Source organism: Alteromonas sp. Cnat2-8 (genome assembly GCF_022348355.1).
In the GTDB taxonomy this organism is placed as follows: domain Bacteria; phylum Pseudomonadota; class Gammaproteobacteria; order Enterobacterales; family Alteromonadaceae; genus Alteromonas; species Alteromonas macleodii.
In genome coordinates this window covers 643275-658229 of record NZ_JAKREX010000003.1, presented here as the reverse complement: position 1 = coordinate 658229, position 14955 = coordinate 643275, and the positions used below count along the sequence as shown (strand labels likewise).

Here is a 14955-nt window from a genome sequence, read left to right as displayed (position 1 = left end):
TTATTCCGTGCTTTGGAAGCTATTTGTTATTAAATGACATACAGGTATAACCATTACCTCATACGAAAAGCTCATCCATGACAACCGACGCAACTGCGTTGCAACGACCTACCCGTTTGTCAGGTATGCAAATAAACGGTATTACCAATTATTTACAGAGCTCATATTAGGCGGCGAATCACGCTGTTGAGTATGTTGCCTTAACCCTGGTGAGCATTTTTAATACCTTTAAAAATGCACAAAAAAACAACACAACTTATGAAGAGCGCGCCAAATGTGTATTACGAGCAGATTCATGGTAGGAATAAAAAACTATAATTAACATTAATTTCACAAATTCAAATGTAACAAAATATTAAACTCTTTATAAGTTTTACTTAAATATAAAAAAAGCGTGTACCCAAAGGTACACGCTTTTTTAAAAACCAATTGAAAACTCATTAGAGGCTCAATTCTAGCAACTTTGTCTCATAAACTGCGCTGTCTTACGATCTCGTATAAGCACACGCCGGTTGCTACCGACACGTTTAAACTTGTCACACTGCCAGCCATAGGAAGCTTCACTAACTCATCGCACGTTTCTTTGGTAAGCCTACGCATACCCTTACCTTCAGCCCCCATTACTAATGCAGTTGGGCCTTTCAGGTCTACATCATAAAGGGTTTTATCGGTTTCACCGGCTGTACCAACAATCCAAAGGCCTTTATCTTGAAGGTGCTTCAAGGTTCTGGCCAGGTTTGTGATTTGAATAAGTGGAACCACTTCAGCTGCACCACAGGCCACCTTTCTTACTGTGCCGTTTAAGCTTGCTGATTTATCTTTCGGTACTACTACCGCGTGCACCCCTGCTCCATCTGCAGTACGCAGGCACGCACCTAGATTATGCGGGTCGGTAACACCGTCTAGTACCAAAATTAAAGGCTGCGCTTCGCTTTCTAAAATTTTGTCTAAGTCAGCTTCATCTAGCACGCGGGCTGGTTTTGCTCTTGCTACCACGCCTTGGTGTTGCTCACCGCTTACTTTGTCATCTAGCGCTTTGCGCTGACAAAACTGAACGGAAATACCAAAACGACGGGCTTGGTTAACAATGCTGGTTAGGCGCTCGTCATTGCGACCTTTCAACACCAACACTTCCATTACACGCTCGGGCTCTTTTTCAAGTACCGACTGCATGGCATGTAAACCGTATAACCATTCTTGCTGCGCCATTTAACGCTTACCTCTTTTATTCAATGACAGTGTTTTGCCGCTACTACCGCCTTTGGCGATGCCGCGACTTGACGATTTTCCACCGCTACGACTAGACGAGCTTGAGCCGCCTTTGCCTTTGTTCCCCTTTTTATCAGAACGCGAGCCTTTGTCAGAGCGTGATTTGTTATCAAAACGAGTAGGTTTATCTGAAGCCTTTTTCGCAGACCTCACTTTTACCTTCTTACCCTTAGTGCCGCGCAGCATAGACTTATCGAGTAATAAATCAATCTTTCTTTCATCAAGGTTGACCGCTGCTACGGTTACTTCAACCGTATCACCCAATCTGAACTGGCGATGGCCCGACTCACCAACCAGCGCTTGTTTTACATCGTCATAGTGATAATAGTCATCATCTAGCGATGTAATGTGTACTAGGCCGTCGATGTGATATTCGGTAAGGCGTATAAATAAACCAAAGTTAGTGACCGAGCTCACCACACCTTCAAAGGTGTCGCCGACGTGGTCGAGCATAAACTCGCACTTAAGCCAGTCAGCCACGTCACGGGTGGCATCATCGGCGCGGCGCTCTGTCATTGAACACTGCTCGCCTAACTGTTCAATTTCTTCAACAGTATAATTTTTCGCGCCACTGACTGCTTTTTTGCCCTGCTGTTTAGCAATAATGCCTTTTAGCGCACGGTGCACGACCAAGTCTGGGTAGCGACGGATAGGTGACGTGAAGTGCGCGTAAGCTTCTAGCGCCAACCCAAAGTGACCTACGTTGTCACCGTCGTAAACCGCTTGCTTCATTGAGCGCAGCAGCATGGTTTGAATTAGTTCTTCGTCCACTCGACCGCGGGTTTTAAGCACCACATCGGTGAATGCGGCAGGCTCCGCGTCTTCAACTATGCGATGAGGAATACCGATTTCACTTAAGTAACTGGTAAATGCGGTAAGCCTGTCGGCGTCTGGTTTGTCGTGCACACGGTATAGCGCTGGCGCCTCATGCTTTTCAAGCATAAGAGCCGCACTTACGTTTGCCATGATCATGCACTCTTCAATAAGCTTATGCGCATCGTTACGCACCAGCGGCACAATATTTTCAATCTTGCGCTGGGCGTTGAATACAAACTTCACTTCTTGGGTTTCAAATTCAATCGCTCCACGCTTAGCACGGGCTTTTTTGAGCGCGCGGTACAAGTCGTGAAGATTGCGCAAATGAGGTACATGAGGCTCGTAACGCTGATGAAGTTCTTTGTCGCCCTGAAGAATATTCCACACTTTAGTGTAGGTTAAACGGGCGTGTGAGTTCATGACCGCTTCGTAAAACTGGAATTCTTCTAGTTTGCCATTTGCACTGATGGTCATTTCACACACCATACATAGGCGGTCGACTTCAGGGTTTAATGAACACAAGCCGTTTGACAGCACTTCCGGTAGCATAGGAATTACTTGGTCAGGGAAGTAAACCGAATTACCGCGCTGCTGCGCTTCATCATCAAGGGCTGAGCCTGTTCTTACATAATGACTTACATCGGCAATGGCTACCCACAGCTGCCAGCCGCCATCGTCTAGCGGTTCACAATATACTGCGTCATCGAAGTCGCGGGCGTCTTCACCGTCAATGGTGACCAGCGGAAGCTGGCGTAAATCGATGCGACCTTCTTTGGCTTCATCGGGCACCTGATCGGTAAGCTTTTCCACTTGCTTGGTTACGCCTTTAGGCCACTGGTGCGGAATATCAAACGTACGAAGTGCCATTTCTATTTCCATACCTGGCGCCATATGTTCACCAAGTACTTCAACAATTTTGCCCACCGGACTCATTTTACGGCGTGGACGCTGGGTAAGCTCTACCACAACCACCTGCCCCATTCGAGCACCGTGTGTGCTCTCTGGTGGAATAACAATTTCGTGCTGCAACCGGCTGTCATCTGGCACAACCATGCCAAAACCTTGTTCAACAAAGTAGCGGCCAACAATTGGCTCGCTGCGTGGCTCAATGACTTGCGTAACAAACGCTTCTTTTCTTCCGCGGCGATCGGTTCCGCTAATGCGCGCTTCTACCACATCGTCGTGAAGGAACAGGTTCATCTGCCCAGCACTGATAAATAAATCACCGCTTTTATCTTCAGGACGCAAAAAGCCGTAGCCATCACGGTGACCAATAATTCTGCCTTTAATGAGTTCATCACGGTTTTGGAGAATGTATTTTTTCTGCTTGGTAAATTGCACCTGACCTTCGCGCTCCATGGCACGTAGTCGGCGCTGAATTCCAATTCGCGCATCTTCGTCGAAGGCGTTCACCAAGTTACAGATATCAAGAAACGACAACGGCTTGTCGTGCTCTTTTAATAAACTCATTAAATATTCGCGGCTGGCTACCGGATTTTCGTACTTTTCTTTCTCGCGCTGATAATGCGGATCATCACTCATGTATTTTAAATTTACCTTTCGTATTTTGTTCAACGTGTTTTCGTTTGTGGCTTAGTTCTTCAAAGCCCTGTAGAAAACATAAATATGATTGTTTAGACACATAAACCATTTTTGGTTCATGTGGTTATTTGCTGCACAGTATAACAGTATTTGCAGTAAAACATTGACTGTTATTATGGATTCTCAGCCTGACATCTCTATGTCACAAACACTCAGTATAAAAATGGGTTTTCGTTTTTGTTGCATGAGCGTTCAACAAAACAATGACATCACCGGATACCTTACAAACCTTATAAAGAGCAGGCATATGGATAGAAGATCGTTTATAAAGCTGTCGTCACTCGCAGGCGCGAGCGTAGCAGTGTCTACAGGGCTAGCAGGCTGTACCGTTAGCACTTCAGCAAACAGCCAACCACAAACCAACGCAACCTTTACCCATGGTGTGGCGAGTGGAGACCCATTAAAAGACGCCGTGATTATTTGGACGCGCGCCGTGCCAGACTCTGGTGCAGGCCCAGGCTCGGACTCAAACTCAGGTTTAGCTAAGGCCGATATTTTATGGGAAATGGCAAGCGATGCGGATTTTGCCAATGTAATAAGTAGCGGTATTGTTGAAGCCAAAGCAATCCATGATTTTACCGTAAAAGTTGACGTAGCAGGTCTTAGTCCAGCTCGTCGTTATTTTTACCGCTTCAAAAGCGCTAATAATACGAGTCCTGTGGGAGAAACCCGTACGCTACCTGAAGTCGAAGTGTCTAATGTCACGTTCGGCATATTTTCTTGTTCCAACTACCCCGCTGGCTTTTTCACGCCATACATGGAAGCAGCGAAAGACGACAACATCGACTATGTATTGCACCTTGGTGACTACATTTATGAGTACGATGGTGAAGGTTACGCAACTGAGCACGCCAAGGAAATTGGCAGAACCTATGCGCCAGATAACGACACCGAGCTTTACACTCTCACTGACTATCGTAACCGCTATGCGCTGTATCGTACGGATGAAGGCTTGCTGTCGTTACATCAAAATAAGCCGTTTATTGTTGTGTGGGATGATCATGAAATTACTAACGACACCTATAAAGACGGTGCTGAGAATCACCAAGCGGATGAAGGAGATTTTTATGCCCGTCGTGCAGCGGCAGTTCAAGCTTATTATGAATGGCTACCCATTCGCCCACCTTTTGGCACCGAGCGCTTAGAAATTTATCGTCAGTTTACTTTTGGTAAACTTCTTGACTTATACATGCTCGACACCCGCGTTCTTGCCCGCGACAAACAGCTTGAATACGCCAACTATCGCGATGCTGAAACTAATGCGTTTGACCAAGCACGCTTTATGAAAGACATCGGCAACCCGAACCGCGGTTTACTCGGTGAAACCCAACGCAACTGGCTACATTCGTCTATGCAGCAAAGCCAGGCTAAATGGCAGGTGTTAGGGCAACAGCTATTAATAGGCCGCATGCTTTTCCCTGTATCTATTTTTAATGGCGTTGAACGCAAAGCAATACCTGCCCATGTAAACAAACTTGCGAATATTAAACGCAAACAAATGCAAGGTGGCGCACTTAGTGAACAAGAACTAGCGCTTATTAATACGGTAATGCCTTACAACTTAGACGCATGGGACGGCTACCCTATTGAACGGGAACAGGTGCTGATGCAGCTTAAGTCCATCGGCAAGCCAGTTATTGCCCTTGCAGGTGATACACATAACGCTTGGCACAATATATTAACCCTTAATGATGGTACAGAGGTAGGGGTTGAACTTGCCACACCAGGCGTGACGTCACCCGGTATGGAACATTACCTAAGCATGGGGGATGAAAAAGCTAAAACCCTTGCAGACGACCTACCGCTTCTTATAGAAGACTTGCAGTACTGTAATCTTCACCAGCGCGGGTTCATGACTTTAACCGTCAGCGAAGACAGCGCAATAGCCACTTGGCACTATGTGGATGCAATTTTAACCAAGGCAGGCAAAGTGGTTAATACGCATAGCTATGAGATAAACGCTTGATAAAGGCTATATATTAAGACGGAATAAGCCGCATGCTTGCGGCTTTACTTTATGAAGTCATTTTTTAATTAAATAAGTAAACGCGCTTAATTGAATGCAGCGCGTTTACTCCTTGCCAACCTTAAAACTCGTAATAAACACGCACACCAGCAATGCGTGGCATCCCGCGTACGAAGGTAGGTATACCCAATCCACCGCCCGTATTACCAGCATCAATCAAGAATTCTTTATCAAACAGGTTGTTCACGTAAAGCTCATAGGCAAACTTGCTGTTGTCTTGAAGCAGCTTCACCGATACATCAGTCAGTGAGTAAGTATCTTGAGAAAGACCAGGGTAATTGCTGCTTTCAAAAAACACTTCTGACTGGAAACTGGTAAGCCAGTTAACATCAATGTCAAAACTGTCCATATTGAATACTTTGTTGATGTTTATCGCGCCGCTAACTTCTGGCGCTAAGCGGAACTTATTACCACCGTATTGGAACTCAGATCCATCAGCAGTATTGTCTGCAAATTCAGCGTCAAGGAAACCAAGGCTTGCTGTTAGCGTCAGCGTCTCGCTGTAGTTATAGGTCGCCATGCCTTCAATACCCGACATGGTCGAGTCGCCTACCGTTACAGTAATAGACTGTAAGGTTTCTGCGTCGGTAAAGCTTTGCTGATAATCGCTGTATTCGTAGGTGAAAATGGCACCTGAGAACAGGAAGTTCGCGCTTTGGTATTTAATACCTAAATCGTAACTGTCTACTATTTCAGGTTTAGTCACATTAACGCCACCTGCGTTAGCATCTACCACCGGTGAACGTCGTCCCCTGGCGTAGTTCGCGTATACGTTCCAGTTGTTATTAACATCATAGCTTACGGCAAAGCGCGGCAGGGTATCGTCAAAATCGCGCTCGGCATCGAACGTAAATGCACCATCTGCAGTAGTATAAGTATTACGGGTATAACGTGTTTCGTCGATATAGCGCACGCCAGCAGTAATGTTGATGTCGTCGGTAACAAAATACGACACCTCAGCAACATAAGACGCTATATCAAGTTCAGCTTCAAATATAAACGGCCCTTGTATCATAATAGGCGGCAGTGCAGGGTTAGAAATAGGAGAGCCATCTTCATTAAACAGTTGCGACACTAACATCGCACGCAGTGCTTCTATTTCTTCTAACGATGCGTCAGTAGCGATATTCTGATTTAGCGGAATATTTGAGGTGGCCTCAAGCTGTGCTTTAACCGCATCAAAGGTACCACGTACAAATGGGTCGACCATTACATAATAGGGCAAAATAGAATCGTCTTGAGTAATAGACGCACCTACAAACGCGGCCAATTTATCACCCGAGTCATACACTAAACGCATTGACGCACCTTTAAGCGTAGCGTCGTTATCGAAATAGGCATCTTGAATACGCAAAGCAGAACCGTCGGCGTCAAATCCTTCGCTCACCTCTACATCTTTATAGTATGCGTCGGCATGCAGACTGAGCATTTGGTTGAAATCGTAGTTTACGGTTAAGTCATAAGCTTGAAGCGTTCGTTCAATGCCGAGTTCACTGCCTAAACTAAATTCGGCATCAGTAAAAGGGCTAGTATCTCCGCCATTGGGGGCGATAGAGCCTGATTTGAAGGCAATGCCCGGCTGGTCGTTATACTCCATGGCTGCGCGCGCAATGATTTCAAGCTGATCGTAATTCGCTCGCCATGTTGCACGTAGTGCTTGTACTGAAACACCCTGAAGATCTTCGCTGTTGCACGGCACTTCTTCACCAAGATGGTTGTACATATTTGCATTACCGTAATAAGAGTCAGCGCTACAGGCATTGTTTTCTACAATGCCGTCCATTTCGCGATAAAGACCTGCTATACGAAAACTGTGGTTGTCGTTAATAGGCTGGTTATACATGAATTCAAGTTCTTGCCCTTGCTCTGAGTTATAGCCAACCTGTACCTTGCCTTCTTGTTCGAAGGTGGGAAGATTAGAATGAATACTTACCGCACCATTGGCTGCCGCCACACCAAACAAGGTTGGCTGGGGGCCTTTTAAAACCTCTACCCGCGCAATATCAAAAAGCGCGACGCTGGCTACCGTCTTTTTACTGATATCAAAGCCATCTTGATATACAGAGATGCGAGGCGTTGCCGACACCGAAGATACGTCGTCGGTCACGCCCCGAATATTAAAAGACGGTAAGCTTACGGCCTGCTCTTGAATTTGAACGTTAGGTAAAATTCGAGAAAGCTCATCAAGTTCCATGATATTGGTGCGCTCTAAGAACTCGCTACCTATTACATCCATAGTAACAGGCACATCCATAACGGACTGCTCACGCATTTGTGCGGTTACCGTAATCTCTTCTATATAGTTATGTTCGTTTTCTGTGTCGGGCGCTACTTCTTGTGCAATTGCGGCGCTTGATAGCGCAAATGCAATTGTTGTGGCAAGCAGAGAGCGTGGATAAACCGTTCGTGGGTACAGAGGACGCATCAAATCATTCCTTTTGTGTGCTTATTGGGTGTTTTATGTATTTTTTAAACATTTCGCCGATAGATTGGCGACATTGCCTAGTGTTTAGAAATATCAAAGCCCAAAAATGTAGAATGCTTTTGAGACGGTTCGATGAACTATCCGTGACATGTCGGAGGCAATTTTGTGACAAGTATTCTGTGCCCCGTTATAAAACCAAACAGAACTCAATTCTGTACAACAAAGTAGCGCAACCTCTATGCACAAAAGAACAATGTCAGTACAATATTTAAGTAGGATAGAAAGAACTTTTAAATAAAAAGCGAAACGGAGACTGCAATGAAAAAACTAATGATGGCTACTGCTATTGGCGCCGCGACCTTATTAAGCGCATGTAGTGCAGAGCACGGCACCACTCAGTGTACTACTGCGCCGGAAGCTGAATGGCAAAACCAAGATGCGTTTCAGGCTCAGCTGTTAGCGCAAGGCTACAAAATCAACGAATTTAAAGTGACAGGCGGTAACTGCTACGAAATCTACGGCTTCGATAAAGAAGAGAACAAAGTAGAGATTTACTTTAACCCTGTTGATGGCAGCATAGTTAAAAAAGAAATGCACTAAATTCTGTTTAGCAAACGGTTCATCGAACGCTTGCTTTAAAACTTGATAAAAACGCTGCAAACTATTGCAGCGTTTTTGTTTTACCCTGAGAAAGTCACGTAATGCACAAAGCTAAAGACACGGGTTCAGATATTTATGTTTGGGATTGGGTAGTGCGCGTATGCCACTGGGGCATTGTTGCAAGTTTTATCACCAACTACTTTATTGTAGAGCCAGGCCGGCTTTTTCATGAAATAGCGGGCTATGTGGGCGTAGCGCTTATATCTATACGCGTTGCTTGGGGCTTACGTTCAGCTAATCCCAACAAGAAGGGCTCCACAGCTTACGCTAGCTTCTCCACTATTTCGCTAAGCAAGCAGGCCTTTAGAGAACATCTTCAGCACTTAAAGCATAAACAAATCCCACGTACTCATGGCCACAATCCTTTTGGCTGGCTTATGGTGATGGCAGTTATTGCCCTTTTGCTTGGGTTAGGTATTACCGGTTTTATGATGGAAGAAATAGACGCACTGTTTGGGAATAGCACGCTGGAATGGATACACAGTATTATGGCTGATGTATTGTACGGCTGTGTGTTGGTGCATATTGCTGCCGTGTTTGCTGTACAACGTATGGGTAATATTCAGTTAGTTCGCCCTATGCTTACTGGCTGGCGTAAGCGTTAAGCCTACGTAAAGACATAGATGTGCTACGGACATAAATACGCTTTTGCAGAAGCTGGCTTGTTGTGTTTGCCAGCCTTTCTGCCCTTAGGATTTTAGTTGCCTGCAGGTGTTCGTTATCACCTCGCCGCTTGTGGCTTTTAACTATCCAAAGGCCGCTTTGCCTCTCGCACGGCTTTCGGGTGCATTAATTTTTCTAAGCGAGCGAGGTAAGACGCAATTTGCTGATGCTGCTTTTTATCGTTGGTCACCGAGTTATAAAGCCAGTGGTACGCGTCTTCATAATCGTAAGGACTGCCATAACCGTCCAAAAACAACTCAACCAAGTGAATTTGCGCTTTTAGGTTTTTAAGCGCAGCGGCTTCACGTAAATACACTACGGCGCGAGATTTATCCTGCTGCACAAGCGTGCCCTTTGCATAGTAACGCCCCAATTGCTCTAGTGCTGCTGGCAAACCTTGATTCGCGGCATCTTCCATATAACCAATACCACGGGCAGGTTCAGCGTCTACGCACACGCCCCACGCCAGCATATCTCCCCATAAAAACTGGTAGGCCGGTACTTTCAACACGTTTGCACGCGCTTCAATGTCTTGTACTAATTGGCATCGATCAGCCACTACTTTGTCTAAATGCGTATTAGCATTAATCATATCGATTAAGGCATCTTGGCTGTAAAGCTGAACTGCGCGAAGCTCTTCAATCGTTTCCCCTTCAAGAGCATGAGCGCAAAAACCCGTGACAGTCGCGCAGATAAATAAGGCTGTGTGTAGAATACGTTTCATAGCAAAAGAGTATGTGTTGATTACAATGTCTTAGTTAAGGTATCGACTAATTATAGATTATCTTAACCAAGACATGCTTTTCTTTACGAATGGACACATGAGCGTCTGCGGCCAGCTAATATCTGCTTTCAACTTTATGCTGACCACCTGCATTTAACCGTACGCCAGCATCTTGCTTTTAGTGGCTACTTTTTCGTGGGCACATGGCCGATTGGATATGGCGGGCGTGATCGGCTAGGTCAATACCTAAATCAGTTAGGTAACCACCGTCTGGCTGGGTGATTAGGCCTTTGGAGTATAGCCTGGATGCTGCGTTCACCATGCTTTGGCTGGCATCGTGATGAATTTTTAAACCTTGAAGTAGGCTGTCTGTTGGAAACTTCAGTAACAAATTTAATTCGTCTAACATGTCCTGATCGAATGAACTCATGTAACCACCTTAGGCAAAAGGGTTAGTAGGGATTTAGCACGCTGGCCACTGTAAAACACCTCAGCAAAGCACTATGGTAACAACCTATACCGAAGCGCACACACCAAAGCACTATTAGCCCTAGATTTGTTAATATTTTTAACGCTTTCTTATATCACACCCAAATGGCACCTCTGTAAAGCGTAATTTATCTGTAAAACGTTTAATCGTGTAAACACAGCGCTTACTGATCGGACTTTGGCGCTAAATAGTATATTCTTGCCATAAATTGAGTTTGTGGATGCACCTGCACTAATGAAGTACAAAGATTTACGCGACTTTATTCGCCAGCTAGAAGCTAAAGGTGAATTGGTACGCATTACCCAGCCCATTGATACCGACCTTGAAATGACAGAAATTGCCGACAGGACGTTGCGTGCCGGCGGCCCTGCACTGTTATTTGAAAACCCTAAAACTCACGACATGCCCGTATTGGCAAATTTGTTTGGTACACCAGAGCGCGTAGCTATGGGCATGGGTCAAGAGTCTGTTGAAGCACTGCGTGAAGTAGGCAAGCTACTGGCTTATTTGAAAGAGCCAGAGCCGCCTAAAGGGCTGAAAGATCTTTGGGAGAAGCTGCCAGTATTTAAGCAGGTGCTTAATATGCCTGCCAAAGTCCTTAAAAAAGCCCCTTGTCAGGAAGTGGTGCTTACCGGTGACGACGTAGATTTATCAAAAATTCCGGTACAGCGCTGCTGGCCGGGTGACGCTGCACCTTTGGTAACATGGGGGTTAAGTGTTACCAAAGGGCCGCATAAAAAGCGTCAGAATCTGGGCATTTACCGTCAGCAGGTTATCGGCAAAAACAAACTTATAATGCGCTGGTTATCACACCGTGGTGGCGCCCTTGATTTTCGTGAGTGGTGTCAAACACACCCAGGCGAACCCTACCCGGTATCTGTGGCACTTGGCGCAGACCCCGCTACTATATTAGGTGCGGTTACTCCTGTTCCAGATACCCTTTCTGAATATGCTTTTGCGGGCTTACTGCGTGGCGACAAAACTGAAGTAGTTAAGTCTATTAGTAACGACTTACAGGTACCTGCCAGTGCCGAGATTGTACTTGAGGGCTATATTGCTCAGGATGAAACTGCGCCTGAGGGCCCTTATGGAGATCACACCGGTTACTACAATGAAGTCGACGACTTCCCTGTATTTACCGTTACTCATATTACCCACCGTAAAGATCCTATCTATCATTCGACCTATACAGGCCGTCCACCAGATGAGCCTGCTATTTTAGGTGTTGCGCTAAACGAAGTGTTTGTGCCTATTTTGCAAAAGCAGTTCCCTGAAATTGTCGACTTCTACTTACCGCCTGAAGGGTGCTCTTATCGCATGGCTGTGGTGACGATGAAGAAACAATACCCTGGCCATGCGAAACGGGTGATGATGGGTGTGTGGTCGTTCTTGCGCCAGTTCATGTACACCAAATTTGTGATAGTGTGCGATGACGACGTCAACGCGCGTGACTGGAACGATGTTATTTGGGCCATCACTACCCGTATGGACCCAGCCCGCGACACGGTAATGATAGAAAATACGCCTATCGACTACTTGGATTTTGCATCACCGGTTTCAGGGCTAGGCTCTAAAATGGGCATGGATGCAACAAACAAGATGCCGGGCGAAACCGACCGAGAATGGGGCGTACCTATTGTGATGGACGAAGACGTTAAAAAACGCGTTGATGATATTTGGGACAGTCTTGGTATTATGTAGCGACTATTTTTAGCGCTATTTATTTTGTATTGAAGCATGCGCTTTTTTTTAAGCGCATGAAAAGGCGACACGCTAAGCAAGAAGGTTAGAAGAGAATACATGTCAGAAATTAAGTGTAAGGTTGCAAGCATCACGCCTTTAACCGAAGTGGTTCAAAAAGTTGAATTAACGCCAGAAAGCCCTGTTGAGTTTAAGGCGGGTCAGTACGCCATGGTGGTAATGGGCGAAAAAGATATGCGTCCATTTTCTATTGCCAATGCCGCATTTGATAATAGCCGCATTGAATTACACATTGGCGCAGAGCCTGGCAACAGCTACGCTGGTGAAGTGCTAGAGCGCATGCGTGCGGATGGCGAAATTACCGTAAACGTAGGTAATGGCAATGCCTTTTTGCAAAGTAATGGCCTGCCTATGGTGCTTATTGCTGGTGGTACTGGCTTCTCATATACCTACTCTATTCTGCAAGAGCATCTTAATAGCGGCGACAAGACACCACTTACCCTTTATTGGGGTGGAAAACACGCGGCTGATTTGTACTTAGCTGACAAGCTAACTGAGCTCGCTGAAACTAACGATCACTTCACTTTTGTGCCGGTTGTAGAGTTTGCATGCGACGAATGGAAAGGCAGAACGGGCTGGGTACACCATGCGGTAATGGCAGACCACGCTGACTTTGCCAATATTCAGGTTTACGTTGCAGGTCGTTTTGAAATGGCCAAAGTTGTACGCGATGATTTTACACAACGCGGCTTAAAAGTTGAGAACCTGTTTGGCGACGCGTTTGCGTTTATTTAAGCGCTAGCGTAAACCCATATTCTGAAAGCCGGCGAATGCCGGCTTTTTTGTTTTTTTAAAGTCATTTTTCATTCCCAGCGTCTTACTCCTTTTTTAATCGCGATGCCTTGCGATGACCAACCATTAAACACGTTTACTCTAATTGTAGCTTTGCCACGTATTCGTTATGGTGAAAAAATAAAAACAGGAGATAACAATGATAAAAAACCGACCCGCACTAGCTAGTATAAGTGCAAAAATAAGAACTGAATTAACGAAAGTACTGGCATCAGCTGTATTGGTAAGTAGCACAGTGTCATTCGCCGCTCACGCACAAAGCGAGCAGCAGCAAACACTTTACGATATTGCCAAAAATGTCTCCGCTGAAAACATTGAAAAAGACATTACTACGCTGGTGAACTTTGGTACACGCCATACCCTTTCTGAAACCGAGTCTGATACTCGTGGTATCGGTGCTGCGCGACGTTGGATTAAATCTGAATTTGATAAAATTTCAGCCGAGTGTGGTGGCTGCTTAGAAGTGTACTACCAGTCGGAAGTCATCAGCGGAGAAAAACGTATTCCCGACCCAGTAGAAGTGGTTAGCGTTATCGCGATACAACGCGGTACCACCGATCCAGACCGTTACGTCATCATGTCAGGCGACATCGATTCACGGGTGTCTGATGTAATGGACTTCACCTCTGACTCACCAGGGGCAAACGACAACGCCTCTGGTGTTGCCGGTACCCTTGAAGCTGCGCGAGTACTATCCAAATACAAGTTTAACGGCAGTATCGTGTATGCTGCTTTATCTGGTGAAGAGCAAGGGCTTTTCGGCGGGCGTATTATGGCAAACCAAGCCAAGGAAGACGGCTGGCGAATTAAAGCCGTGCTCAATAATGACATGATAGGCAATATCGAAGGGGTTAACGGTGTGATTAACAACACCACCGCTCGCTTGTTTGCTGAAGGTACACGCGTAACCGAAACGGATAAGGATGCGCGCATGCGACGTTTCACCGGGGGTGAAGTTGACTCACCAAGCCGTAACCTTGCCCGTTACATCGATAAAATTGCCGATCAGTATATTGAGAACCTAGACACGATGGTGATTTATCGTTTGGACCGTTTTGGTCGTGGCGGCCATCATCGCCCGTTCAACGACTTGGGCTACCCGGGTATTCGTATTATGGAAACTAACGAAAACTACACCCGCCAGCATCAAGATCTTCGCGTAGAAGACGGTATTGCCTATGGTGACACCTTGGATGGCGTCGACTTTGATTACGCTGCCAAACTTACTGGCCTTAATGCTGTTTCACTTGCTGCAATGGCGTGGGCACCGAATCCACCTGCAAATGTAGAAATTGCCGGTGCAGTTCAACCTTCAACATTTTTAAAGTGGGATGCCCTAGACGCTGAAGAGAACCCTCAACTTAAAGGGTACAAAGTATACTGGCGTCATACTGATGCTCCGCAATGGGAATACAGTAAATATGTGGGTAACGTCACCGAAGCCATGCTTGAGAACGTTGTTATCGACAACTACTTCTTTGGCGTAGCCAGCGTGAACAAGGACGGTGTTGAAAGCGTTGTCGTTTATCCAGGTCCTGCGGGAAGCTTTGGAGAATAAGCGTTTATGTTGAGCGCCTATATTGAGCGCTTATACGCATCCAATTGCGCCCCCCCCCAATTACGCATGCAATCAAGTTCGTGACGTTAAGCTGGTAGTGAAACCGGCTTATCGTCGCGAATGACTTTACTTAATAAAAGCTAGTATAAACGTGGACACTACACTCAAT

At 45.8% G+C, this 14955-nt stretch carries 11 protein-coding genes; 6 read left to right on the top strand and 5 right to left on the bottom strand.

All coding sequences use genetic code 11. The features are described from left to right. Positions 1-468: 468 nt before the first annotated feature. Together rlmB and rnr are read right to left on the bottom strand one after the other, a co-directional pair. Positions 469-1209: a 23S rRNA (guanosine(2251)-2'-O)-methyltransferase RlmB gene (gene rlmB / locus MHN00_RS10610; RefSeq protein WP_039226699.1), complete on the bottom strand. Its 741-nt coding sequence runs from the start codon at positions 1207-1209 to the stop codon at positions 469-471. Beyond that, positions 1210-3627 carry a ribonuclease R gene (gene rnr / locus MHN00_RS10605; protein WP_239301127.1) on the bottom strand — a complete coding sequence of 806 codons (2418 nt, stop codon included), beginning with the start codon at positions 3625-3627 and terminating at the stop codon, positions 1210-1212. It lies immediately after the preceding gene. 307 nt (positions 3628-3934) lie between these two features. Between rnr and MHN00_RS10600 the strand changes: the two genes are divergently transcribed. Next, a complete protein-coding gene (locus MHN00_RS10600; RefSeq protein ID WP_239301126.1) occupies positions 3935-5653 on the top strand; it encodes an alkaline phosphatase D family protein in 1719 nt (572 codons plus the stop codon). A gap of 121 nt (positions 5654-5774) precedes the next feature. Here the strand turns inward: MHN00_RS10600 and MHN00_RS10595 are convergent, their stop codons facing one another. Further along, positions 5775-8138 carry a TonB-dependent receptor gene (locus tag MHN00_RS10595; RefSeq protein ID WP_239301125.1) on the bottom strand — a complete coding sequence of 788 codons (2364 nt, stop codon included), beginning with the start codon at positions 8136-8138 and terminating at the stop codon, positions 5775-5777. 318 nt (positions 8139-8456) lie between these two features. Between MHN00_RS10595 and MHN00_RS10590 the strand changes: the two genes are divergently transcribed. Together MHN00_RS10590 and MHN00_RS10585 are read left to right on the top strand one after the other, a co-directional pair. Further along, positions 8457-8738, top strand: a complete 282-nt coding sequence (locus MHN00_RS10590) for a PepSY domain-containing protein (RefSeq protein WP_014950922.1) — start codon at positions 8457-8459, stop codon at positions 8736-8738. Between the two features lie 101 nt (positions 8739-8839). After that, complete coding sequence (locus tag MHN00_RS10585; protein WP_239301124.1) at positions 8840-9403, top strand: cytochrome b/b6 domain-containing protein; 564 nt, start codon at positions 8840-8842, stop codon at positions 9401-9403. 137 nt (positions 9404-9540) lie between these two features. Here the strand turns inward: MHN00_RS10585 and MHN00_RS10580 are convergent, their stop codons facing one another. Beyond that, on the bottom strand, positions 9541-10185 hold the full coding sequence (locus tag MHN00_RS10580) for a tetratricopeptide repeat protein (protein WP_014950924.1): 645 nt from the start codon (positions 10183-10185) through the stop codon (positions 9541-9543). A 178-nt stretch (positions 10186-10363) separates the two neighbouring features. Continuing rightward, complete coding sequence (locus tag MHN00_RS10575; protein ID WP_014950925.1) at positions 10364-10615, bottom strand: TIGR02647 family protein; 252 nt, start codon at positions 10613-10615, stop codon at positions 10364-10366. 294 nt (positions 10616-10909) lie between these two features. Here MHN00_RS10575 and ubiD point away from each other — a divergent pair, with 294 nt between their 5' ends. The 3 genes from ubiD to MHN00_RS10560 all read left to right on the top strand — a co-directional run bounded on the left by ubiD (position 10910) and on the right by MHN00_RS10560 (position 14786). Beyond that, on the top strand, positions 10910-12376 hold the full coding sequence (gene ubiD, locus MHN00_RS10570) for a 4-hydroxy-3-polyprenylbenzoate decarboxylase (RefSeq protein WP_239301123.1): 1467 nt from the start codon (positions 10910-10912) through the stop codon (positions 12374-12376). A gap of 99 nt (positions 12377-12475) precedes the next feature. Further along, complete coding sequence (fre, locus tag MHN00_RS10565) at positions 12476-13171, top strand: NAD(P)H-flavin reductase (RefSeq protein ID WP_014977536.1); 696 nt, start codon at positions 12476-12478, stop codon at positions 13169-13171. 196 nt (positions 13172-13367) lie between these two features. Further along, positions 13368-14786 carry a M28 family metallopeptidase gene (locus tag MHN00_RS10560; RefSeq protein ID WP_152910873.1) on the top strand — a complete coding sequence of 473 codons (1419 nt, stop codon included), beginning with the start codon at positions 13368-13370 and terminating at the stop codon, positions 14784-14786. Positions 14787-14955 lie beyond the last annotated feature (169 nt).

What these genes read in the sequence shown, in the direction of transcription:
- MHN00_RS10595 (WP_239301125.1), bottom strand. Translation starts at nt 8,138, where the DNA reads ATGCGTCCTCTGTACCCACGAACGGTTTATCCACGCTCTCTGCTTGCC.
- MHN00_RS10600 (WP_239301126.1), top strand. Translation starts at nt 3,935, where the DNA reads ATGGATAGAAGATCGTTTATAAAGCTGTCGTCACTCGCAGGCGCGAGC.
- ubiD (WP_239301123.1), top strand. Translation starts at nt 10,910, where the DNA reads ATGAAGTACAAAGATTTACGCGACTTTATTCGCCAGCTAGAAGCTAAA.
- MHN00_RS10585 (WP_239301124.1), top strand. Translation starts at nt 8,840, where the DNA reads ATGCACAAAGCTAAAGACACGGGTTCAGATATTTATGTTTGGGATTGG.
- fre (WP_014977536.1), top strand. Translation starts at nt 12,476, where the DNA reads ATGTCAGAAATTAAGTGTAAGGTTGCAAGCATCACGCCTTTAACCGAA.
- MHN00_RS10580 (WP_014950924.1), bottom strand. Translation starts at nt 10,185, where the DNA reads ATGAAACGTATTCTACACACAGCCTTATTTATCTGCGCGACTGTCACG.
- rnr (WP_239301127.1), bottom strand. Translation starts at nt 3,627, where the DNA reads ATGAGTGATGATCCGCATTATCAGCGCGAGAAAGAAAAGTACGAAAAT.
- MHN00_RS10575 (WP_014950925.1), bottom strand. Translation starts at nt 10,615, where the DNA reads ATGAGTTCATTCGATCAGGACATGTTAGACGAATTAAATTTGTTACTG.
- rlmB (WP_039226699.1), bottom strand. Translation starts at nt 1,209, where the DNA reads ATGGCGCAGCAAGAATGGTTATACGGTTTACATGCCATGCAGTCGGTA.
- MHN00_RS10560 (WP_152910873.1), top strand. Translation starts at nt 13,368, where the DNA reads ATGATAAAAAACCGACCCGCACTAGCTAGTATAAGTGCAAAAATAAGA.
- MHN00_RS10590 (WP_014950922.1), top strand. Translation starts at nt 8,457, where the DNA reads ATGAAAAAACTAATGATGGCTACTGCTATTGGCGCCGCGACCTTATTA.